This is a genomic window from Streptomyces sp. NPDC044106 (genome assembly GCF_056433985.1).
Genome location: NZ_JBWKFZ010000007.1, coordinates 120,857 through 142,172, shown reverse-complemented (window position 1 = coordinate 142,172; position 21,316 = coordinate 120,857). Strand labels below are relative to the sequence as shown.

Annotated in this window: 22 protein-coding genes; 12 read left to right on the top strand and 10 right to left on the bottom strand. The window is 73.0% G+C overall.

Going from position 1 to position 21,316, the window contains the following annotated elements:
* Positions 1-11 precede the first annotated feature (11 nt).
* The 6 genes from AC07DI_RS14445 (at position 12) to AC07DI_RS14420 (ending at position 4,880) form a co-directional block, all read left to right on the top strand.
* Positions 12-1,235, top strand: coding sequence for an ROK family transcriptional regulator (locus tag AC07DI_RS14445; RefSeq protein WP_478904652.1), 1,224 nt, complete (start codon positions 12-14; stop codon positions 1,233-1,235).
* Positions 1,232-2,824 (top strand): M81 family metallopeptidase, encoded by a 1,593-nt coding sequence (locus AC07DI_RS14440; RefSeq protein ID WP_478904651.1) that lies wholly within the window; start codon positions 1,232-1,234, stop codon positions 2,822-2,824. The genes AC07DI_RS14445 and AC07DI_RS14440 overlap by 4 nt, the downstream gene beginning before the upstream one ends.
* A 17-nt stretch (positions 2,825-2,841) precedes the next feature.
* Positions 2,842-3,666 (top strand): transporter substrate-binding domain-containing protein, encoded by an 825-nt coding sequence (locus AC07DI_RS14435; protein ID WP_478904649.1) that lies wholly within the window; start codon positions 2,842-2,844, stop codon positions 3,664-3,666.
* A 76-nt stretch (positions 3,667-3,742) separates the two neighbouring features.
* On the top strand, positions 3,743-4,174 hold the full coding sequence (locus AC07DI_RS14430; protein ID WP_478904648.1) for a DUF6479 family protein: 432 nt from the start codon (positions 3,743-3,745) through the stop codon (positions 4,172-4,174).
* Positions 4,171-4,554, top strand: a complete 384-nt coding sequence (locus tag AC07DI_RS14425; RefSeq protein ID WP_384254757.1) for a VOC family protein — start codon at positions 4,171-4,173, stop codon at positions 4,552-4,554. Before AC07DI_RS14430 ends, AC07DI_RS14425 begins: the two co-directional genes overlap by 4 nt.
* A gap of 62 nt (positions 4,555-4,616) precedes the next feature.
* A complete protein-coding gene (locus tag AC07DI_RS14420) occupies positions 4,617-4,880 on the top strand; it encodes a GlsB/YeaQ/YmgE family stress response membrane protein (RefSeq protein ID WP_384254759.1) in 264 nt (87 codons plus the stop codon).
* A gap of 43 nt (positions 4,881-4,923) precedes the next feature.
* Here AC07DI_RS14420 and AC07DI_RS14415 read toward each other — a convergent pair whose 3' ends face one another.
* The gene (locus AC07DI_RS14415) at positions 4,924-5,226 is read right to left on the bottom strand and encodes a DUF3040 domain-containing protein (RefSeq protein WP_478904645.1); all 303 of its coding nucleotides are present in this window, start codon (positions 5,224-5,226) and stop codon (positions 4,924-4,926) included.
* Between the two features lie 119 nt (positions 5,227-5,345).
* Complete coding sequence (locus tag AC07DI_RS14410) at positions 5,346-6,425, bottom strand: NADH:flavin oxidoreductase/NADH oxidase (RefSeq protein WP_478904644.1); 1,080 nt, start codon at positions 6,423-6,425, stop codon at positions 5,346-5,348.
* A gap of 193 nt (positions 6,426-6,618) precedes the next feature.
* On the opposite strand from AC07DI_RS14410, the gene AC07DI_RS14405 reads away from it, so the two are divergent.
* Positions 6,619-7,005: an ArsR/SmtB family transcription factor gene (locus tag AC07DI_RS14405; protein WP_478904642.1), complete on the top strand. Its 387-nt coding sequence runs from the start codon at positions 6,619-6,621 to the stop codon at positions 7,003-7,005.
* A gap of 73 nt (positions 7,006-7,078) precedes the next feature.
* Here AC07DI_RS14405 and AC07DI_RS14400 read toward each other — a convergent pair whose 3' ends face one another.
* Both AC07DI_RS14400 and AC07DI_RS14395 read right to left on the bottom strand, forming a co-directional pair.
* Entirely contained in the window at positions 7,079-8,449 is a 1,371-nt protein-coding gene (locus tag AC07DI_RS14400; protein WP_478904640.1) for an FAD-dependent oxidoreductase, read from the bottom strand.
* Positions 8,450-8,614: 165 nt separating this feature from the next.
* On the bottom strand, positions 8,615-9,241 hold the full coding sequence (locus tag AC07DI_RS14395) for a DUF305 domain-containing protein (RefSeq protein WP_478904810.1): 627 nt from the start codon (positions 9,239-9,241) through the stop codon (positions 8,615-8,617).
* Positions 9,242-9,451: 210 nt separating this feature from the next.
* Between AC07DI_RS14395 and AC07DI_RS14390 the strand changes: the two genes are divergently transcribed.
* On the top strand, positions 9,452-10,954 hold the full coding sequence (locus tag AC07DI_RS14390) for an LVIVD repeat-containing protein (protein ID WP_478904638.1): 1,503 nt from the start codon (positions 9,452-9,454) through the stop codon (positions 10,952-10,954).
* Between the two features lie 10 nt (positions 10,955-10,964).
* Here AC07DI_RS14390 and AC07DI_RS14385 read toward each other — a convergent pair whose 3' ends face one another.
* The 3 genes from AC07DI_RS14385 to AC07DI_RS14375 form a co-directional block, all read right to left on the bottom strand.
* Positions 10,965-11,624, bottom strand: a complete 660-nt coding sequence (locus tag AC07DI_RS14385) for a TetR/AcrR family transcriptional regulator (RefSeq protein ID WP_384254772.1) — start codon at positions 11,622-11,624, stop codon at positions 10,965-10,967.
* A gap of 149 nt (positions 11,625-11,773) precedes the next feature.
* Positions 11,774-12,457, bottom strand: a complete 684-nt coding sequence (locus tag AC07DI_RS14380) for a phosphatase PAP2 family protein (protein ID WP_478904636.1) — start codon at positions 12,455-12,457, stop codon at positions 11,774-11,776.
* A gap of 193 nt (positions 12,458-12,650) precedes the next feature.
* Positions 12,651-13,586, bottom strand: a complete 936-nt coding sequence (locus AC07DI_RS14375) for a M56 family metallopeptidase (RefSeq protein ID WP_478904634.1) — start codon at positions 13,584-13,586, stop codon at positions 12,651-12,653.
* Between the two features lie 140 nt (positions 13,587-13,726).
* On the opposite strand from AC07DI_RS14375, the gene AC07DI_RS14370 reads away from it, so the two are divergent.
* On the top strand, positions 13,727-14,368 hold the full coding sequence (locus AC07DI_RS14370) for an HAD family hydrolase (RefSeq protein WP_384254780.1): 642 nt from the start codon (positions 13,727-13,729) through the stop codon (positions 14,366-14,368).
* A 75-nt stretch (positions 14,369-14,443) separates the two neighbouring features.
* Here the strand turns inward: AC07DI_RS14370 and AC07DI_RS14365 are convergent, their stop codons facing one another.
* Positions 14,444-15,001 carry a DUF5134 domain-containing protein gene (locus tag AC07DI_RS14365; protein WP_384254782.1) on the bottom strand — a complete coding sequence of 186 codons (558 nt, stop codon included), beginning with the start codon at positions 14,999-15,001 and terminating at the stop codon, positions 14,444-14,446.
* A gap of 188 nt (positions 15,002-15,189) precedes the next feature.
* On the opposite strand from AC07DI_RS14365, the gene AC07DI_RS14360 reads away from it, so the two are divergent.
* The gene (locus AC07DI_RS14360) at positions 15,190-16,917 is read left to right on the top strand and encodes an FUSC family protein (protein WP_478904632.1); all 1,728 of its coding nucleotides are present in this window, start codon (positions 15,190-15,192) and stop codon (positions 16,915-16,917) included.
* Positions 16,914-17,450, top strand: a complete 537-nt coding sequence (locus tag AC07DI_RS14355; RefSeq protein WP_384254787.1) for a MarR family winged helix-turn-helix transcriptional regulator — start codon at positions 16,914-16,916, stop codon at positions 17,448-17,450. The genes AC07DI_RS14360 and AC07DI_RS14355 overlap by 4 nt, the downstream gene beginning before the upstream one ends.
* Before the next feature lie 236 nt (positions 17,451-17,686).
* Here AC07DI_RS14355 and AC07DI_RS14350 read toward each other — a convergent pair whose 3' ends face one another.
* Positions 17,687-19,033 (bottom strand): NAD(P)/FAD-dependent oxidoreductase, encoded by a 1,347-nt coding sequence (locus tag AC07DI_RS14350; RefSeq protein WP_478904630.1) that lies wholly within the window; start codon positions 19,031-19,033, stop codon positions 17,687-17,689.
* 281 nt (positions 19,034-19,314) lie between these two features.
* Here AC07DI_RS14350 and AC07DI_RS14345 point away from each other — a divergent pair, with 281 nt between their 5' ends.
* Entirely contained in the window at positions 19,315-20,850 is a 1,536-nt protein-coding gene (locus AC07DI_RS14345) for a carboxylesterase/lipase family protein (protein WP_478904628.1), read from the top strand.
* Positions 20,851-20,881: 31 nt separating this feature from the next.
* Here the strand turns inward: AC07DI_RS14345 and AC07DI_RS14340 are convergent, their stop codons facing one another.
* Positions 20,882-21,274, bottom strand: a complete 393-nt coding sequence (locus AC07DI_RS14340) for a VOC family protein (protein ID WP_384254794.1) — start codon at positions 21,272-21,274, stop codon at positions 20,882-20,884.
* Between the last annotated feature and the right edge of the window lie 42 nt (positions 21,275-21,316).

Sequence of the window (21,316 nt, the reverse complement as noted above, 5' to 3'; positions counted from 1 at the left end):
GGGGGAGCGGCATGGCCGGCACTGCACACGGCGAGTCGGGGTCGGCGCAGGACATCCTGCGGCTGGTCTCGTCGGGCGTCGCCTCCTCCCGTACGGAGCTCGTGCGGGAGCTGGGCCTCGCCCCCTCGACGGTCTCCCTGCGGGTGCAGGAACTCGTCGACGCCGGACTGCTCTCCGAGTCGGGCGAGGGCGCCTCGCGCGGGGGCCGCAGGCCGCGGCTGCTGCGGGTGGCCGCCCAGGGGGGCGTCGCCGTCGCCGCGGACCTGGGCAGCCACCACGCGCGCCTCGGCGTGGTCGACCCCGGCGGCACCGTCACGGACGCCGTCGATCTGCCGCACGACATCACCGCGGGGCCCGAGTCCGCCGTCGACTGGCTCTGTGCACAGGTCGGAGGACTCGTGGCCCGCCAGCGCGAGCAGGGCCGCACCGTGCGTGCGTTCGGCGTCGCCTTCCCCGGCCCCGTGCAACCCGCGACCGGCCGCGTCCTCAGCCCCTCCCGCATGCCCGGCTGGCACCGTCACCCGCTGCGCGACGTCCTCGCCGAGCGGCTCGGCATCCCCGTCACCGTCGACAACGACGCCACGATGATGGCCGTCGGCGAGCACCGCGTCGCCCGCCCCGAACTCGACCACCTCGTCGTCGTCAAGGCGGGCCGCGGCATCGGCAGCGGCATCATCTCCGCGGGCCGTCCGCACGACGGAGCCAACGGCAGCGCGGGCGACATCAGCCACGTCCGCGTCGACGCGGCGGGCGACCGCCCGTGCAGCTGCGGCAACATCGGCTGCCTGGAGACCGTCGCAAGCGGTGCCGCCCTCATCCGCGAACTCGCCCTGCAAGGCGTCGAGGTGGCCGACACCGCCGACCTGCTGAGGCTCGTCGCGGACGGCGACCCGCAGGCCACCACGCTCGTCCGCACCGCGGGACGGCACATCGGTACCGTCCTGTCCGTCGTCGTCAACTTCTTCAACCCGCAGGCCGTGGCCCTCGGCGGCGTACTCGCCACCGCCGAACCGCTGGTCGCCGCCGTGCGCGGCGTCCTCTACGAACGCTGCCTGCCGCTGGCCACGGCCGACCTGGAGATCACCACCACGGTGACGGGCGTCGACGCGGGCCTGCTCGGCGCGGGCCTGACGGCGCTGCGCCACCACCTCCCGACCTCCCCGGCCTCCCCTTCCACCTCCGCCACCCCGGCGTCCCAGGCACCCGCACCCCAGGAAGAGAGCGCACCCGCATGACCCCCTCCGCGAACCACCGCCGCCTGCGCATCGGCATCGGCGGCATCGGCATCGAGTCGTCCACCTTCTGCCCGCACCGCTCCACGACGGACGACTTCCGCCGGACCCGCGGCCAGGACCTCCTCGACCGGTACACGTGGACGCGCGCCGACTCCGACCTCGCCGCGACGGTCGAATGGGTGCCGCTGCTGCACGCGACGTCGTTGCCCGGCGGACCGGTGGAAGCGGAGTCGTACCTGATCCTCAAGGACGAACTCGTCACCCGCATCAGGGAGGCGGGTCCGCTCGACGGCCTCGTGTACGACATCCACGGCGCGATGAGCGTCATCGGGCTCACCGACGCGGAGGCGGACCTGACGGAGGCCGTCCGCGCCGCGCTCGACTCCAACGGCACCCCGGACGGCACCGGGCGTCCGATGATCTCCGCCGCCATGGACCTGCACGGCAACGTCTCGCGCCGCTTCGCCGAACCGGTCGACCTGCTCACCGCCCACCGCCTCGCCCCGCACGAGGACGCCTGGGAGACCCGCGAACGCGCCGCCCGCAACCTCGTACGCTGCCTCCTCGCCGGCACGCGCCCGCACCGCGCCTGGGTCCAGGTCCCCGTCCTGCTGCCCGGCGAGAAGACCAGCACCCGCCTGGAGCCCGCCAAGTCCCTCTACGCCTCGCTCGCCGGGATCGAGAAGCTGCCCGGCATCCTCGACGCCGCGATGTGGGTCGGCTACGCCTGGGCCGACGAGCCGCGCTGCAAGGCCGCCATCGTCGTCACCGGTGACGACGCCGAACTCGCCGCCGCCGAGGCCGGGAAGCTCGCCCGCCGGTACTGGGACGCCCGCCGCGACTTCGTCTTCGTCGGCCCGACGGGCAGCGCCGAGGAATGCATCCAGCGGGCGGTGGCCTCGCCCCGGCGCCCCTTCCTGATCAGCGACTCGGGCGACAACCCGACGGCGGGCGGCGCGGGCGACCTCGCGTACATGCTGGGCAAGCTCCTGGAGAACGAGGCGATCCGCTCCGGGCAGGTCACCGCGGTCCACCCCGGCATCACCGATCCGGTCGCCGTCGCCCGCTGCTTCGAGGCGGGCGTCGGCGCGGAGGTCACGCTGAGCGTCGGCGGCAAGGTCGACGCGAACCACGGCGGGCCGTACGAACTGACCGGCACCGTCGTCGCGTTGCAGCGCGCCACCGACCAGAAGGACCGTGCCGAGGGCGGCGCGTACGACCGCGGCGTCGACATGGCGGCCGTGCGCAGCGGTGGCCTCACCGTGATCCTCGTCGAACGCCGCAAGCCGTTCCACACCCTGGCCGACTTCATGGGCCCCGAAGAGGGCGGTCTCGGCGTCGACCCGCGTACGTACGACATCGTGGCCGTGAAGATCGGCTACCTGGAGCCCGAGCTGCACGACATGGCGGCCGACTGGCTGCTGGCCCTCACGCCGGGCGGCGTCGACCAGGATCTGCTGCGGCTCGGCCACCATCGGGTGGAGCGGCCGCTCTACCCCTTCGACGAGGACGCGTACGACAACGAGGAGCCCGACCTGACCCCGGTCCGCCTCGCCCCTCTCAGCCCTCTCAACAGCCGCCGTCCGTAGCGCAGAGGAGCCCCCCCATGAAGCGTGCCGCCGCCCTGTCCGCCCTGGTCTGCCTGCTGGCCGTCACCGCCGCCGCGCCCGCGTCGCCCGACGCAGCCCGACGGGCGGACCGCCCGGACAGGCACCACGGGACTCTCCTCGACTCCGTCCCGAAGAAGGGCGTGCTGAAGGTCTGCACGACCGGCGACTACGCCCCGTTCACGAAGCTCGACCCCGCCGAGGGCACGTACAGCGGTGTCGACGTGGAGATGGCGCGGGACCTGGCCAAGAGCCTCGGAGCCAAGCCGAAGTTCGTGGCCACGACCTGGGCGAACCTGACCAAGGACGTGGCGGCCGGACGCTGCGGCATCGGGGTCGGCGGCGTCTCCGTCACCCTGCCGCGCGCCCGCCAGGTCTACTTCAGCGAGCCGACGCGCGAGGACGGCAAGACGCCCATCGTGCGCTGCGCGGACAAGGGCAGGTTCGGCGCGGGCGCCCTGACGGACATCGACAAGCCCGGCACGAGGGTCGTCGTCAATCCCGGCGGGACGAACGAGCAGTTCACCCGCGCCAACATCAAGCGGGCGACCATCAAGCTGCACCCGGAGAACACCACGATCTTCCAGGAGATCGTCGACGGCCGGGCGGACGTGATGATGACCGACGCGAGCGAGACGCTCTACCAGGCGAAACTCCACCCCCAGCTGTGCCCCCTCCACCCCGACAAGCCCTTCACCTTCTCGGAGAAGGCCTACGCGGTGCCGCGCGGCGACGACGAGTTCAAGGCATACGTCGACCAGTTCGTACACCTCGCCACGCACGACGGCACGTATGCCGCGTACGAGGCGGAGTGGATGAAGTGAGCCGAGCCCCGGGCCGCGCCCGGGGTTCGGGGGTTCGCGCGGGCTTTCGTCGCGGGTACGCGGGTACCCGCCGCCCATGACTGATCTCAGCGTGGGACATCTGGCCGCCGGGGTGCCCGGGGGCGGCCTCGCGCCGTTCCTGGTCGGCCTGGGCATCGCCGCCCTGCTGGTGTGGGCCGTGTGGTTCGGGATCCGGGTCCGCGGCAGGGAGCAGCGGCCACCGAGGCCCGAGGAGCAGCCGCGCCTGCCTGCCGAGGGGCCCGTCGGGGAGGTGGCGGAGCATCGTGGGCCGGATGAAGTCCCAAAGGAAGCAAGGCGGTTGACGCCGCGTCAGGTCAGAGAGCGGGCAACGCCTCGTCCACGCGGAGTGGCGACCAGCGGCGCAGGCGCTGGATCCGGGGGCGCAGTGGTTCGTTCGGCAGTGGCGGCAAGTGAGGGCAAGTTGGGACGGCTGGGCGAACCGTACGTCCGTTTGGGCGGTCCGGCGCGGGGGACCCGGTCGGTATGACCGTTCACAAGAAGACCGTGCTCGTACTGGACTGCTCGGAGCCGGAGGAACTGGCCGAGTTCTACGCCGGACTGCTCGGCGCCGAGGTGCGGTTGAGCAAGGACCCCGACTACGTCGAGGTCACGAACGACAGCGGCGTCCACCTGGCCGTGCACAGGGAGCGCGACTACATACCGCCGAGCTGGCCGCGTCCCGAGGACTCGCAGCAGGCGCATCTGAGGATCATGGTGGCCCGCCACGACATGGACGAGGCGGAGCGCGAGGCGATCGGCCTGGGCGCGCGGCCCGTGGAGACGAAGAACAACAGCGGGCCGCGGGACACGCGGACCTACTCCGACCCCATGGGGCACTCCTTCACCCTGGCGGCCATACCCGAGTGACCTGCACATCTCCTGCAAGGGACCGGTGAGGGAACCGGTCAGGAACCGGACAAGGGGCAGTGATGGAGATTTCCGGGCTCATCAGCGCGATTCTGATCGGCGCCGTCATCGGCGTCCTCGGCAGGCTCGTCGTCTCCGGACGGCAGCGCATCGGCGTGCTGTGGACCATCGTCGTCGGCATCGTGGCCGCGCTGATCGGTACGGCCGTGGCGGCGGGCCTCGGCGTGGCCGACACCGACGGCGTGGACTGGGTGGAGTGGCTCATCCAGATCGCCCTGGCGGCTTTCGGCGTCGCGGCCCTGGACCGTCTGAAGCTGCGTCGCTGAGTGGACCGTCTGAATCTGCGCCGCTGAGCTGCGGCGGCGGAGCTCACGGATCGGTCCACCGGCACAGCAGACGCAGGAACCCGACCAGAGTGAGCGACCACAGAACGGCGAAGGCCCAGATCACGCCGGGCGTCGAGGTGCGGATCCCGATGATGAGGAGCGCGCCGCACACGATCGCGAGGAAGGCCACGGTGAGGGGTCGCGGCGTGTGCGTCAGTACGGTCCGTACGCGCCGTTCGAGGCGCAGGAGCCGCCAGCGCGCCTGGAGGGGCCGGTCCCGCCGGAGGGACTCCTCCAACTCCTCCAGGATGCGCTGCTCGTGCTCCGGAAGCCGTTCTGTCGCCATCGCCGCCCTCCCGCGCCGGATGAGATCCAACTGTGTCGGATGAGGTCCGGCCTCAACGGGTGCCCCGAGCCGTCCGGGTCTAAGAGGGCGGCGGTGCGGCCACCGTGGCGTCAGAGGGATCAGACAGAACGGTGGTACTGGTCCGGCACGTGCACGTCGTCGCCGAGTTCGCGACCCGCGAGCCGCGCCCACGAAGGGTTGCGCAGGAGTTCGCGCCCCAGGAGGACCGCGTCCGCCTCGCCATTGGCGAGGATCTTCTCGGCCTGCTCCACCTCGGTGATCAGACCGACCGCGGCGACCGCGAGCTCCGTCTCGGCCTTCACGCGGGCCGCGAACGGGACCTGGTAGCCGGGCTCCACGGGGATCCTGACGCCCGCGGCGTTGCCGCCGGTGGAGACGTCGAGCAGGTCGACGCCGTGCTCCTTGAGCTCGCCGGCGAAGCGGACGGTGTCGTCCGCCGTCCAGCCCGCCTCCTCCAGCCAGTCGGTGGCCGAGATGCGGAAGAACAGGGGCTTGTCCTCGGGCCACACGGCACGCACCGCGTCGACCACCTCGAGCGCGAAGCGCGTGCGGTTCTCGTACGAACCGCCGTACACGTCGGTGCGCTTGTTGCTGTGCGGGGAGAGGAACTCGCCGATCAGGTAGCCGTGGGCGCCGTGCAGTTCGGCCACCTCGAAGCCCGCGTCCAGGGCGCGGCGCGCGGCCTCGGCGAACTGGCCCACGATCGCGCGGATCTGCTCGACGGTGAGCTCCGTCGGCACGGGGTGCTGCTCGTCGAAGGCGACCGGACTCGGCGCGACGGCCTGCCAGCCGTGCTGGTCCGTGCCGAGCGGGGCACCGCCCTTCCAGGGCCGGTCGGTGGACGCCTTGCGGCCGGCGTGCGCGAGCTGGATGGCGGGCACGGTGTTCTGGCTCTTCAGGAAGTCCGTGACGCGGCGGAAGGCGCGGGCCTGCGTGTCGTTCCAGATGCCCAGGTCGTACGGGCTGATGCGGCCCTCCGGGCTGACGGCGGTGGCCTCGACGATGATCAGGCCCGTACCGCCCGCGGCGCGCGCCGCGTAGTGCGCGAAGTGCCAGTCCTGCGGTGCGCCGGCGTCGGCACCGTCGGGCGCCGCCGAGTACTGGCACATCGGGGGCATCCAGACCCGGTTCGGGATGGTCAGCGATCGCAGGGTGTACGGCTCGAACAGCGCGCTCACGGCGGGCTCCATTCGTTCACGGCGGATGTGCGTGCGGGTGCGGAGGCGCCGATGTGCGGGTCCGCTGCTCGTACGATAAACCTCGTAGTACGGCGCATGTCAAACTACGATGGCTCTCGTACAATGAAGCGCAGGGAACACTCGGGGGTCAGGGACTCGGGACCCGGGATCAACAGGACGAAGTGGAGCCGCCATGACGACCGCCGCCGCGACCGGCAGTGCGACCGGCAGTGCGAGCAGCAGGACGCTCGCCCACCCCGAGCCCGGGGACGTCCGGCTCGAAGGGGTGCTGCACGCCTTCGCCGACCCCATGCGGATGCGGGTGGTGCGGGAGCTGGCCCGGGAGGAGGGGGCGGACGGGCTCTCCTGTTCGTTCTTCGAACTGCCCGTCACGAAGTCCACCTGCACGCACCACTTCCGGGTGCTGCGCGAGAACGGCGTCATCCGGCAGATCTACCGGGGCACGACGAAGCTGAACGTGCTGCGCCGCGACGACCTGGACGCCCTCTTCCCTGGTCTGCTCGACAGCGTCCTCGCGGCCGCCACCCGACAGGACGCCCGTCTCGCCGCCCAGGCGTGAGCCGACCTGGCCGCGTGAGCCACCCCGATCGCTTCCTGAATGCCCCTCCCGACGTGCCCCTCCGGTGCAGGTCCTAGCCGGAGGAGGTGTGCCGCGCCGCCGCCCGCAGGCCCTCCCAGTCCGGGATCTTCACCACGCCCCGGCCGAGCGTGCGCCCCAGCTCCGCCTCCGCGCGTTCGATCGCTAGCCAGCCCGGCCACTCGACCGGCCGCAGCCCCGCCGCCCGCAACCCGGACAGGGGGTCGTCGAGCACCTGCCTCCGTCCGAGAGCGGGGGCGTCGTCCAGCAGGGACTGGACCGTCTCCTTGGCGCACGGCCGGTTGGTGCCGATGACGCCGGTGGGGCCGCGCTTGATCCAGCCGGCCACGTACTCGCCGGGGGAGGGCGCGCCGTCCCGCAGCACCCGTCCCGCCGCGTGCGGCACCGTGCCCCGCTCCGCGTCGAACGGTAGCCCTTCGAGGGGCACCCCGCGATAGCCGACCGAGCGCAGCACCAGCTGGGCCGGGATGTCCTCGTACTCTCCCGACCCCGTCACCCCGCCCCGGCCGTCCGGCAGCGTGCGCTCGAAGCGGGTCAGGGCCACATGGCCCGTCGCTCCCGCCGTCAGCGCGACGGGACGCAGGAAGAAGCGCAGCCTGATCCGCCGGGCAAGGCCCCGCGCCGGGCGGTCGGCCCAGCCGCGCAGCACCTCGACGTTGCGTCGGCCCGCGGCGGGCAGGCCGGAAGGGTCGGTGTACGCGGGGTCCAGTGCCAACTCCGCCGGGTCGACGACGACTTCGGTGTCCGGCAGGGCGCCGAGCTCGCGCAGCTCCTTGGTGGTGAACCGCGCCTGTGAGGGCCCGCGCCGCCCGACCATGGACACCTCACGCACCCGGCTGCCCGCGAGGACGCCGAGCGCCGCGTCCGGCATGTCGGTGGGGAGCAGTTCCGCGGCGCCGCGGACCAGCATGCGGGCGACGTCCACCGCGACGTTGCCGACGCCGATGACGACGGCCGACTCCACGTCCCTGATGAACCCGGCCCGCGCGCCCGGCTCCGCCATCGCGTCCGGATGCGCGCTGTACCAGGAGACGAACTCGGTCGCGGAGTAGCTGCCCGGCAGCTCCTCGCCCGGTACGCCGAGCCTGCGGTCCGCCGCCGCGCCGACGCAGTAGACCACCGCGTGGTAGAGACCGAGGAGCCGGGCCGGGGGCAGGGTGGCGGGGCCGATCTCGACGGAGCCGAGGAAGCGTACGCGCTCGTCCTCCAGGACCGCGCGCAGATTGTTCTGCAGGGACTTGATCTTCTCGTGGTCCGGCGCCACTCCGTAGCGCACCAGGCCGTACGGGCAGGGGAGGCGGTCGAGCACGTCGACCCGCACATCCGGCACCCGGTCCTGCTGGACGAGGGACTGCGCGGCGTACACCCCGCTGGGACCCGAACCGACGACGGCGACGTGCAGCACGGTGGTGCTCCTTCCGCGAGGTGACCTCGGGACGGTTTCAGGATCGCACCGGGGAGCGCGCGTGTCAGGGGTGTGGGCGCACAGGCGCGTGTGGTGTCGCGTGCGGTGTCAGGGGCCCGGGCGGCCCTCGGTGCCCGCGCCGGGGGGAGAGGGGGGAGGCGGCCGTCACTCCATCTCCCGCATCCGGCTGATCTCGCTCGACTGCTGCGCCACGATGTCGTTCGCCATCTCCTCGACCTGGATGTTGTTGCCCTCGGAGAGCACGTCCGTGGCCATGGTGAGGGCCCCGCTGTGGTGCGTGATCATCAGCTTGAGGAAGAGCTGGTCGAACGCCTTGCCCCTGGCCGCGCGCAGCTGCTTCAGCTGCGCCTCGCTCGCCATGCCCGGCATCGCCGCGTGCTCGTGCCCGGCGTGCTCGCGCGGGCCGCCGTGCTTCTTCAGCCAGCCCTTCATCGCGCCGATCTCGGGCCGCTGCGCGGAGCTGATGCGTGACGCCAGCCGTTTGACGCGCACCGACCCGGCCCGCTCCGGGGCGAGTCCGGTCATCCTCAGCGCCTGGGCGTGGTGCACGATCATCATCTGCGTGTACGTGAAGTCGGCCGAGTTGGGGGAGTCGTCCTCGGACCTCTGCCGCGCGGCGTCCTTCGCGGACATCGTCGCCGCGCTCTCGCCCGGCTTGCCCGGCGCGATCACCGAAGGACCCGGCGACGCCTTGTGCCCGGCATCGGATCCGTCCCCGCCGCCCCCGTCGGAGTCGCACCCCCCGAGTACGAGAACGGCGGTCGCCAGCATCGCGCTGACGGCGGACGTACGGCGGTGGAGCACAGTGACCTCCTGGTGGCGCGCGGACGATTCGGGGTCCGTATTAGCACGCGGATGAGCATCGGTGACCGGAAAGTCTCGTGACGAGTCCGATTCCCTCTGTTGATCTGTGCATGATGAGCACGATACTGCGGGTGTGCGTGAACCGTTCAACTGCGAACGGCCACAAGGGAGGATGCAGTGACCCTGTTGAACAATCCCCGAACGCGGCGCAGACGCCTGGGAGTCGGCGCGGCGGCGGCCGGACTGCTGGCCGCGCTGCTCACCGCCGCGCCCGCCGGAGCCGTCCCCGACCCCGGTGACTCTCCGGCCGCCCCGAAGAGCGTCTCCAAGAGCGACGCCGACCGGACGAAGAAGGCCATCGAGCGCGGGGACATACCGGCGCCCGACGAGGTCGTCCACTCGGACAACATCGAGCACCTGGCCAACGTCCCGAAGGACGCGCTGCCCGGGCTCAACACCGACATCGCGTTCCAGGGGAAGTACGCCTTCGCCGGAAACTACGACGGCTTCCGCATCTACGACATCAGCGACCCGAAGGCCCCGAGGACCGTCTCGCAGGTCCTGTGCCCGGGCTCGCAGAACGACGTGTCCGTCTCCGGGAACCTGCTCTTCCTGTCCACCGACTCCTCGCGCAGCGACAACTCCTGCAACAGCACCACGCAGCCCGCAACGGAGAAGTCCTCCTGGGAGGGCATGAAGATCTTCGACATCAGCGACAAGTCGAACCCCAGGTACGTCTCCGCCGTCGAGACCGCCTGCGGCTCCCACACCCACACGCTGGTGCCGGAGCGCAGGAACGTCTACATCTACGTCTCCTCGTACTCCCCGAACGCGGCGTTCCCCGACTGCCAGCCGCCGCACGACGGGATCACCGTCATCAAGGTGCCGCGCAAGGCCCCGGAGAAGGCCGCGGTCGTCAACTTCCCCGTGCTCTTCCCCGGTGAGGGCCCCGACGGCGGCGGCAACCCGGGCGGGCCCACCAACCCGGGCGTCTCCAAGACCACCGGCTGCCACGACATCACGGTGCTGCCCTCCATGGACCTCGCGGCGGGCGCCTGCATGGGCGACGGCATCCTGTTCTCCATCAAGGACCCGGAGAACCCGCGGATCATCGACCAGGTGCAGGACAACACCAACTTCGCGTTCTGGCACTCGGCGACCTTCAACCAGAAGGCCGACAAGGTCGTCTTCACCGACGAGCTTGGCGGCGGCTCGGCCGCCACGTGCAACGCGGCCACGGGACCGAACCGGGGTGCCAACGGCATCTACGACATCAAGGGCAAGGGCGACAAGCGCAAGCTGGTCTTCAAGAGCTACTTCAAGATCCCGCGCCACCAGGCGGACACCGAGAACTGCGTGGCCCACAACGGCTCGCTGATCCCGGTCAGGGGCAAGGACCTCATGGTCCAGGCCTGGTACCAGGGCGGCGTCTCCGTCTGGGACTTCACCGACTCCACGAAGCCCAGGGAGATCGGCTACTTCGAGCGCGGCCCGCACACCACCGACAAGATCACCACGGCGGGCGCGTGGTCGGCGTACTACTACAACGGCCGCGTCTACTCGAACGACATCGAGATGGGCCTCGACGTCCTGAAGATCAACGACAAGCGGACGGATCCGGCCCAGCGGGTCCGCATGCGCGAGCTCAACGTCCAGACGCAGCCGGACTACTTCGACTGACGGACAGGCCCTAGCCGGGCTGTCCTGAGGGAAGAGGCCTCAGGGGCCCGTGCGGTGAGTTCCCGTCGGGCGGTGCGCCGCCCGGCGGGACGCCGAGCTCCCAGTCCAGTCCGTACCGCTGGAACAGCTCGGCGCGCAGCGTCGTCAGCGGCATCGGCGCGCCGGGGATGAGCAGCGCGAAGACCGCGCCCATCAGGAGCGCCCGCAGCAGCGGGTAGTCCCGGTCGGCGTCGGGCGAGCCGTAACGGACGACGGTCTCGCGCAGCAGCTCCGCGAGACGCTGCTGCTCGGGGCACTGCACGAAGCCCTCGGCCTGGAGGATGCCCGCCATGTGCGTACGCATGAGCAGCGGCTCGTCCCTGGCCAGACCCAGGATCGCGTCGACGGCCCGCGCCAGCCGCTCGCGCCCGTCATCGGTGCGCGGCTCCCGCTCAAGGGCCGCCTCCAGCGTGCGGTGCATGAGCCGGTGCACCGCGGACTGGAGCAGCTGACGCTTGCCGGGGAAGTAGTACGACACCAGGCCGCGGGCGGCGCCGGCCCGGTCCGCGATGTGCCCGAGCGTCGTGGCCTCGAACCCGTGCTCGCCGACCAGGTCCACCGTCGCCTGCAGCAGACGCTCCCGGGAACGTCTGCGCAATTCTTCGTTGACCGATGGGCTACGCGGGGACATCCTGATAACTCCTGCGTTGACTGGCTCCGAGCCAGTATACTCGGGGAGTCCCGAGGCGGAGTCTCGCGAGAGGCGCCGCGCGGGTCGCAGCAGCCTGGGGCAGGCAGCACCGCGGGGGAGTGTTGCCTGCCCACAGGCGTGCGACGCCGTCATGCCCCGTTGGCGCGCCCGCCGGGCCCCTTCTCGTACGTCATGACGGCCAGGGCCACCGTCAGTGCCCCGAGCAGCCAGCCGCCGAGTACGTCGGAGGGCCAGTGGACGCCCAGCCAGACGCGGGTCAGGCCGACGCCGGTCACCGAGAGCGCGGCCAGGGCCAGGGCGGTGCGCCACAGGGCGGGGCGTGCGCCGTGCGTGTGCAGGAGCCACAGCAGGAGGCCGCAGACGATCGTCGCCGTCATCGCGTGGCCGGAGGGGAACGCCGCGAAGTGCGCGGAGTCCACGGGGTCCGGCCACACCGGGCGCGGCCGGTCGACCGCCGCCTTGAGTCCCTGCTGCACCGCCGAGCCGGCCACGCAGGCGCCGGTGAGCCAGAGCGCCGGCCACCACGCCCCGCGGGCCGCGAACCGGACGATCACCACCGCGATGACCGCGCGCATCGTCCAGGGGTCCCACACCCAGTCGCTGAGGATCCGGACGGTCCGGGTGGCGCCGGGGCCGTTCACCGCCCAGCGATGCGTGGTGCGCGCGATGTCGCCGTCCAGGGAGAGCAGCGGACGCCACTCCAGCCCGACCAGGAGGAGCAGCAGGAGCGAGGGCGCGCAGAGGGCCGCGGCGGTGAGCGCGGCCCGGGAGCGGGGCGGGCGGGTCGGGGAGTCGGTGGACGCGGGGTGCATGGAGTGATCCTCGCCGACGGATCGGAGCTGCGGCCGTCATGGGGCCCGGGGCGTGGCGCCTACCCGACAGCGGCGCGGGTACGCACGGTTCGGTTCCGCCCCGGCCGCGCGGCCCGCTGTCCGGCACGCGGGATTGCCGTGCGGCGCAGGCGCCCCGGGGCCGCGTCGGACGCCGTGAATTCTCGGATACGGGCTAGCCCAGTGCGCGAAGACCCGGTACGAAAGTGACCAGGACGGGGATCACCGGCACCAGCGCCGCCGTCGCCGTCAGGCGCAGTCTGCGGGTCGCGGTCAGGCGCGGGCGGGCCGAGAGCAGCCGGTGGACACGCTGCGGGACGTGGGCCTGCGGGGCCGGGCAGGGGCCGAACACGCCGCGGTCCTCGTTGAGTTCGACCAGGGCGAGGGCGATCGTCAGGCGGCCGAAGCGGCGCGAGGCGACGTCGTCGGCGGCGAGCTCCACCAGGCGGTGCATCTCGTCGCGGAACGCCGCGAACACCCGCACCTGCGGAAAGCCGACGGCCAGCGCCCCCGAGCAGTGCAGCAGCCAGTCGTGCCTGGCCCGCGCGTGACCCTGCTCGTGCGCCAGCACGGCGTCCAACTGACGGCCCTTCAGCCGCCGCAACGCGGCCGTGGTGATGACCAGTTGGGGCGCCTGGCCCGGCAGCCACCAGGCGTCGGGCCGCTCGCCCTCCAGGAGGACGAGGCGGTTGGCTCCGGGCTCCTCGCCGGGCAACAGCGGGGAACGTACGACAAGTTCGGCCCTGCGGTCGGAGCGCCGGGCGCGGGCCCTCGCGATCTCGCGGGTCAGCATGACCGCCGTCCACACCCCGCCGCAGGCGAGCGCCACCGCGGTGGCCGCCGCCCAGGGGCCGGGCGCCTGGAGGGCGTACGCCTCGACCACGGCGTGCGGCGCGGGCGCGAAGACATGGCCGCGCACGGCCTGCCACGCGGCGGCGGCGCTCAGGGTCATCGAGAGCGCGCAGCAGAGCAGGACGCCCGCCACCACGCACTGCCAGGCCCACAGCGCGACCACGGGTTCGCGTTCCGGCCAGTCGGCCCGCGCGAGCATCCGCGGGGCCACGACAGCGGTGAGAACGCCCAGCAGCAACAGCGCGACGGGGACCATCATGGCGCCCAGCCTATGAGGGTTGGGCTACCGGAGGGTATGGCCTGTCACCCCAAGTGACGCACGCCACGGCCGACACGGGTGTATTTCCCGTACGGGTGACGACCGCGGCCGGGGCGGCGGGACGCCGTAGTGTGCTGACGGTGATCGAGACCATCGTGTTCGACGTGGGGGAGACCCTCACCAAAGACGACCGCTACTGGGCAGCCTGGGCGGACTGGCTCCAGGTGCCGCGTCACACGCTCTCCGCGCTGATCGGGGCCGTCGTCGCGCAGGGCGGGGGGAACGCCGACGCGCTCCGGCTCGTCAGCCCGGACATGGACATCGCCTCCGCCCACCACGCACGCGAGACCGCGGGCCGGGGGGAGCACCTGGGCGAGGCCGACCTCTACGCGGACGTACGCCCCGCCCTCGGCGGTCTCCAGAAGCTCGGTGTCCGCGTCGTCATCGCAGGCAACGCGACGGCGCGGGCGGCCGAACTGCTGCGCGACCTCGACCTGCCCGCCGACCTCGTCGTCACGTCGGGCGACTGGGGAGTGTCGAAGCCGGACCCCGCCTTCTTCGAGCGGGTGCTCGAAGTGGCCCAGGCCGAGCCCCAGGAGACGCTCTACGTCGGCGACCACCCCGGCCACGACCTCTTCCCCGCCAAGCAGGCGGGGCTGCTGGCCGCACACATCCGGCGCGGCCCCTGGGGGTACTACTGGGCGGACGATCCGGCCGTCGCCGACACGGCGGACTGGCGGGTCGACAGCCTCACCTCGCTCGCCGCGCTGATCGCCCGCTGAGGCGGCGGCCACCACTCGCAGGGGCGACCGCCACCACCGCGCCGGGACGAAGGGCGCCACCCGCCGGGGCGGCGCCTACAGCGTCATCAGCATCGCCACCATCCCGATCCCCATCGAGAGCCGGCACGCAAGCGCCACCTCGGAGCGGTCCGCCCACCCCAGCACGGCGGACCCACCCCCCGCGGAGGAGGCCGCCCGGGGAGCGAGGCGCGCGCCCGACCACAGCACGTACCCGGCGAAGTAGAGCAGCAGCGCGCCGGTCAGCAACGGGATTCCGGCGCCCCCGTGGTGCCCGGCGTGTGCTGCCGGAGTCGTGGCCATCGCCACCGACATGTAGGCCATGGCGCACGCGCCGATGAGGTGGTGGAGGTGGTGGCGATTCGCGCGGGCCGCCCACCCGGTGTGCAGCGCGGCGCCGCCGAACACCGCGGCGTAGACGAGCCAGGCCCAGCGCGGCGGCGCGAGGACGGCCGCGGGGACGGCCATCACCGCCATCCCGAACCCCATGAGCGCCTCGCCGCCGGCCGTGCGGCGCTGTTCCTCGATCCGGCTGCGCATCCGCAGCAGGCAGTAGCCCCCGGTCGCCGCGCACAGCGCGACCAGCAGCCAGGCGGCCTGTGCCGGTCCGTGCACCGCACCCTCCCCCTGTCGACGGTGTCGTCTCGACCGTGTCGTCCGGTCGATTCCCGGGTCGCCGGGGCCGTACGCGAGCGCACGGGGGTGCATGGGGAGCACGGGGGCGCGGGCGCGCCTGTCCGACGGGGCCGACGCCTCGTCGACCTAAATCGTTTCCGAGTAAAACACTTGCTAACCTTTTGGTCATGAGCAGTACGCCCCCGCCCCCGCAGCCGTCCCCCCGCCCCGCCCGCGTCCGCCGCCTCCCCCTCGCGGGCGTGCTGCGCCCCGGCAAGCCGTCCGACATCTGGTTCAAGCCCGCGACCAGCGTGGTCGTGGCCAACGCGATACCGAACCTGACACTGCTCGCCCTCGGCCGGCTCGACCTGGTGATGTACACGATGGCCGGGTCGTTCTGCGCCCTGTACGCCCACAACCTCCCCTACGCCGCCCGCGCGCGGACCCTGGCCCTGGTCGTCGCCGGGATGACCGCGAGCATCGCCCTCGCCCTGGTCACCGCGTCTCTGACGAGTTCCGCCGCGGTCCTCGTCGCGGTCGGCGCGCTGCTCGCCGCCGCACAGAAGACACTCTGCGACGCCACCCGCGTCGGGCCGCCCGGGCACCTGATCTTCACCTTCATCAGCTCCGCGACCCTCTTCGCGCCGCAGACACTCGGCCAGGTCCCCGGCCACCTCGCGCTCACCCTCGCGGGCGGCGCCATCGCCTGGCTCGTGGGCATGGCGCCCGCCCTGGTGCGCCCGCACGGACCCGAGCGCCGGGCCACCGCACGCGCCCTGCGCGCCACCGCCGCCTACGCGGACGCGGCGCGCGCCGACGCCACCGCGCCGGGCACCGAGCAGGCCCGCGCCGCCGCGGCCGGCGCCGTGCACGCCGCCTGGCAGTCGCTGCTCGCCACCGGCGCCCGCACCGCCGCCCGGCACGCCCTGGCCCGCCTCGTGGTCCGTGCCGAGGAGGCCCTGGCGGCGCCCGCCGCGGTCGACCCGGCCGCGCTGCGCACCTGGGCGGCCGGACTGCGCGGCACGGGCGCCGTACCGCGCCCCGGTGCCGCCCGCCCCGGCGAGGAGGACGAACTCCTGGGCGTGGCCGCCGAACTCGCCGAGCCCGTGGTCCCGCTGTGGCGGCGGCTCGGGCCGGGCTCCCCGCTGCTGCCCATCGCGCTGCGCACCGCCGTCGGCTGCGCCCTCGCCGGATACGGCTCGCTCGCGCTCGGCATCGGCCGCCCCTACTGGGCACTGGTCACGGCCGCCTCCCTCTACCAGGCCAACACCACGCTCACCTGGAACCGGGGCGTGCAGCGCGTGGTCGGCAACCTCGTCGGAGTGCTCGCCTTCGCGGCGATCGCGCCGTTCGCGCACCTCGGCCACGCCGAGCTCATCGTGTGCTGCCTCGCCCTCGCCTTCGGGGCGGAGGCGCTGATCACCCGCAACTACTGGCTCGGCACCGTGTGCGTGACGCCGATGGCGCTGCTCGTCACCGAGTTCGCCCGGTTCCAGCAGCCCGGCGAACTCATCCTCGACCGCGTCGTGGACACCCTTGTCGGCGCCGTGCTCGGCGTGGCGGCGGCCGTCCTCGTCACCAACCGGCGCGCCGGAGACCACATCGAACGGGCCATCGCGGCCGCCGAACGGGCCACGGCGCAGGCCGAGGCGGCTCTCGCGGGCGCGGGCCCCGTCGAACCGGCGCGGCGCCGGCTCACCGCCGCCCTCGTCGACCTGCGCGCCGCCGCCGACGCGGCGGCCGGCGAATGGTGGCAGCGCGCCCTGCCCGAACAGCGGGTGCTCGCCGCCGAGCGCGCCGGACACCGTACGCTCGCGGCGACGGTCCGCCGACCGAACGGCCAGGGCGGAGACGACGGTCAACGGACGCGGACCCGCGCGAGGGACGCCGACGCCTGGGAGGGCGCACGAGCATGACGACGGAGAACGGCCCGGTGGCCGGCCCCGCTGGGGACACGGTGGCCGCGGTGGTGCGGCAGTGGCAGGCGGTGCGACCCGACATCGACACCGGGCCGATGGAGGTGATCGGCCGCATCAACCGCTGCGCGGCCCTCCTCCAGCAGGCCGAGGACGCCCCGCTGCGCCGGGCAGGACTGACCCGCGCCGAGTTCGACCTGCTCGGCGCGTTGCGCCGCACCGGGCACGAGCTGACGCCCGGCGAGCTGGCCCGGGAGACCTTCTCGTCAGGGGCCGCCGTCACCAAGCGGCTCAAGCTGCTGCAGGAGCGCGAGCTGGTCGACCGGCGAGCCGACGCGCGGGACCGCCGCGTCGCGCACGTCGGCCTGACCGAGGCCGGCCGCGCCCTCGTCGACGCGATCCTGCCCGAGCAGCTCGCGTACGAGACGGTCGTCCTTTCGGTACTCGACGGAGCGGGCCAGGGCCAACTGAGCGGGCTCCTCGGGGAACTGCTCGCACAGTTGGAGGGGCGCATCGGCGTGCGGCACGGCTGAGAGCCTGTCTTTGAACCCCCGCCTGCGCCTCGACGCCCGGCACGCGCCCTCGGCGCACGGAGTTCCAGGACAGGTGGCTCCGCCACATGACCTGGAACTCCGCACTCCGATCGCACGCTTCCCCAAGCTCTCGGCTCCGCTCGAGCAGGGGAGGCCCCAATCCGCCGCTGCGCCCGCGCTTCGCGCGGACGACGGGGGTTCAAAGACAGGCTCTGACCCTGGTCGGTCGAGGCTCCTCAGGCCGCGGCGACCCGCTCGTCGATCTGCTCCCGCGTCAGGTAGGCGTCGGTCATCTCGAAGTCCTTGAGCGTGGCCGGCCGCTGGGCCTGGAAGCCGGTGCGTACGTAGTCGTCGCCCGCGAGCGCGTTCAGGCCCCAGTTGGCGGCCGTGCGGAAGCGGGCGGTGACCGTGCGCAGCGCGCCCAGGTGGTAGCCGCGCGCCACGACCTGGGCGGGCAGCCCCGTCAGCTGGACGCCCATCGGCTTCGACACCGCCTGGACGCCGCCGAGGTCGACGACGAGGCCCATGTCCTTGTGCCGGTAGTCGGCGAGCGGGAAGCCGCGCAGCGCCGAGACGACGTTCTTCGCGGCGGCCCATCCCTGGCGCATGGCGTGCTGCGCGGTCGGCGGGCAGATCGCGTCGCCGCCCTTGACCACGTCCGGCACGGCCGCCGCGTCGCCGAGCGCGAAGACGCCGTCGAGACCGGGGACCGTCAGATCGGGCCTGACGACGAGCCGCCCCCTGTTCGTCTCGGCGCCGAGCGTCGCGATGAGCGGGCTCGGCGCGACACCCGCGGTCCAGATCAGCGTGCGGCACGGCAGGACCCGGTCGTCGGTGAGGGTGACGGTGTCCTCGGTCGCCTTGGCCACGGAGACACCGAGCGAGACGTTCACGCCCCGGCGCTGCATGATCTCCATCGCCTTGTCGCCGAGCCGCTCGCCGAGCTCCGGCATCAGCTTGGGGGCGACGTCCACCACGTGCCACTTGATCTGCGAGACGTCGAGGCCGTGGTAGCGCTTGACCGCGGCGCAGGTCAGGCGCTGCAGGTACGCGGCCGTCTCCACGCCCGCGTAACCGCCGCCGACCACCACGAACTGCAGCCGCTGCTCCCGCTCCTCGCGGCTCGTGCTCGCCGCGGCGAGGTCCAGCTGCGAGATGACGTGGTCGCGGATCCAGGCGGCCTCGGCGAGCGTCTTGACGCCCACCGCGTACCGGTCGACGCCGGGGATGTCGAACTGCCGCGTGACGCTGCCGGGCGTCAGGACCAGGTAGTCGTAGCGCTCCACGACCTCCTCGCCGTTGATCTTCCGTACGATCACGGCCTTGGCCTTGGGGTCGATGCCGATGGCGCCGCCCGGCACGATCGAGGTGCGGCGCAGCATCCGGCGCAGCGGCACGGCCACCGACTGCGGAGTGAGCACTCCGGAGGCGACGTGCGGCAGCAGGGGGAGATACAGCTGGTGATCCTGTGGGCTGATCAGCCGCAGCTCCGCCTCGTGGGGCGAAAGCTTCTTCTCCAGTTTGTGAGCGCACTCCATGCCGGCGAAACCGCCGCCGACGATGAGGATCCGGGGAGCTGCCATGTGATGTCTCTCCTGAGCTGTTGGAGATCGACTTCAGGGCCGTCAGGTCTTGCCAGAGCCGTGGATGATCTTCTGCGGACCGTACCCGTGGCCTTGTACCCCTGCATCCCGGATGGATTGCTCGTGTGACGTGCTTCACAATATTGGCGGCGCGAAACGGCTTGCGGCCGGGCCTTCCGTAAATGACTGGCGCGGGGCCCGGCAGGGGCGGGATGCTGCGTGGTGCCCGGGCGACGCGCGTCCCCGCGACCGCGTTCCGCCCGTGCGGAGGGGGAGTCGTGATGACCGTTTCCGAGTCCGGTGCGTCCGGAGCCGGGCCCGAGGTCCGCACGCGGGCCGGAGCGCTGCGCGGCGCTCGTGAGGCGGGCGTCGCCGTCTTCCGCGGCATCCCGTTCGCCGAGCCGCCCGTCGGCGCGCTGCGCTTCGCCGCGCCGCGGCCGGTCCGGGGCTGGAGCGGGACGCGCGAAGCCGTCGGGTACGGGCCGCCGCCCCCGCAGGGCGGCCACTTCGGCATGGACGCCCTTGCGCGGGAGTCGGCGGGCGACGACTGGCTGACGGTCAACGTCTGGTCGCCCGACCCCGGGCCGGGCGCGGGACTGCCGGTGATGGTGTGGATCCAGGGCGGCGCCTACACCATCGGCATGTCCGGCCTTCCCGAGTACGACGGCGGGCGCCTGGCACGGGAGGGCGGCGTCGTCGTGGTGACGTTCAACTACCGCGTGGGGCTCGAAGGCTTCGGGCAGTTCGAGGGGGCACCCGCCAACCGCGGCCTGCTCGACCAGATCGCCGCCCTGGAGTGGGTGCGGGACCACATCCGCGCCTTCGGCGGCGACCCGGACCGTGTCACGGTCTTCGGTCAGTCGGCGGGCGGCGGATCGGTCGCCGCGCTCCTTGCGATGGACGGCGCGGCCGGGCTCTTCGGCCGGGCCGTCGCACAGAGTGCGCAGGGCACATTCTTCTCGCCGGAACTCGCCGCCGACATCGCCGCCACGTGCGCGGCCGAGCTGGGGCTGCGGCCCACGGCGGCCGACCTCTGCGAGGTGCCGCCGCACCGGCTGTCCGCCGCCGGAGACGCGGTCGGCGCCGGGTGCGCGGGGCGGGCCGCGCGCTGGGGCAGGCCCGCGCTGCGGTCGGTCATCTTCTCGCCGGTCGTCGACGGCGAGACGCTGGCCGCCACCCCGTGGCAGGCCCTCACCGACGGCGCGGGCCGCCGCATCGACCTCCTCGCCGGGCACACCCGCCACGAACAGCGGCTGCTCACCGCGCTCGACGGACTGCTCGGCCAGGTGAGCGAGGCGCAGGCCGCGACCGCCCTGCACACCTTCGCCCCGCACCCGGACGGCGCCGACCGCTACCGCGCCGCCCATCCGGCCGCGGGCCCGGACGAGCTGTACGACCTCGTCCTGTCCGACTGGGTGTTCCGCATGCCGACACTCCACCTCGCCGAAGCGCAGGCCGGTGCCGGGGGCCGCGCCCACGTCTACGAACTGACCTGGCCCGCCCCGGGCATGGGCGGCGTACTCGGCGCCTGCCACGGCCTCGACGTGCCCCTGGTGTTCGGCACCCCGGACCGCGGCCAGCCCGCCGCGCTGATCGGCGCGGCGGGCATGGCGCAGGCGGAGGCGGTGTCCGCCGGGATGCGCGCCGCGTGGACGTCGTTCGCGGCCCACGGCGACCCCGGCTGGCCCCCGTACGACGAACAGCGGCTCGTACGGCTCTTCGACACCCACCCGGCCGTCGCGCCCTACCCCGAGGAGCCGTCCCGCCTGATCTGGCGGGACCACACCTTCCCCGTCCTGCCGCTGACCGGCACGTGAGAGCCGGGCCCAGCCTGCCGGAGGGCGGCCCTCAGATGCCCGGCCGGTAGCGGATCGGATGGTCGTGCGGGACCTCGACGAGGACGATCCGGACGCCGTCCGGGTCCGCGATCCACATCTCGACGAGCCCCCACGGCTCCCGCACCGGGGGCCGCAGCACCTCGACGCCGTTCCCCAGCAGCTCCTCGTGCGCCGCCCGGACGTCCGCCACCTGGAGCCACAGCTGCATGCCGGGCGCGGGCGGGGCCTCGGAACGGCCGGAGAGTTCGAGGAAGCCGCCGCCGAGGAAGTAGACGGTGCCGCGCTCGGGCCCCGTACCGAACTCGCGGTAGACGCCGAGACCCAGCGCCTCGCCGTAGAAGGCGCGCGAACGGTCCGGATCGGTGGGGCGCAGCAGGGTCCTGCCGCTCAGTACATGCACCATGCGGCCGCACCTTAGCGCCTGAGGGAGGGGGGTTAGGCTCGG